General features: G+C 37.0%; 1 pseudogene. It reads left to right on the top strand.

Annotation, left to right across the window (positions count from 1 at the left end):
- Positions 1-334: 334 nt before the first annotated feature.
- Positions 335-611, top strand: a pseudogene (locus ACFINO_RS11075) (adenosine monophosphate-protein transferase); the annotation flags it as partial.

Genomic DNA, 611 nt, shown 5'->3' with positions numbered 1-611 from the left:
CATCACCAAACAATGCGTACCAATCATATCTATCTTAAGATACCTCTCAAGAAACTTTTGAAGAAAGCTCTTTTACAGGAAAATCGCCTAGAAAAATTTTTCACAAAAAATAAAAAGACACCATTCATGAAAACAACAAAGACCGATCCTTCTCTCTTAAAAAAAGAAAAAAGCACCAAGATAAGGATTGGTACAAGCAAAAACACTCATGAATTTGAGGGATCCCTCTTCCCTCGTTCAAAGCTTGAAATCTCAAAAGAACATGCGAGGGGGAATATTTCATGAGAAGAATTTAACACTCTCATGGACAGTGCGACATGATAAGGAGTTAACAATGCCAAAAGCAAAAGCAAAAAATATCTCCACCGCTTCTCCCCATAATTATATCTATCCTGGTACCCAAATACTCAAAAATAAATATGGAGAAACAGATTTAAAACTCCTTCTGGAAAAATGCTTACATGATAGGGAACAAGCAATGATGAATCTGCGTGCAGAATCCCTACCAGAATATTTTGATTGCGCTTATCTATGCTATATCCACCAACAATTGTTTCAAAAAACCTTTGAATGGGCTGGCCATCTCCGCCACACTCCCTTCACATTTGCAG

Source organism: Bartonella sp. AA83SXKL, from assembly GCF_042196965.1.
Lineage (GTDB): Bacteria > Pseudomonadota > Alphaproteobacteria > Rhizobiales > Rhizobiaceae > Bartonella.
This window is presented reverse-complemented; position numbering and strand designations above follow the sequence as displayed.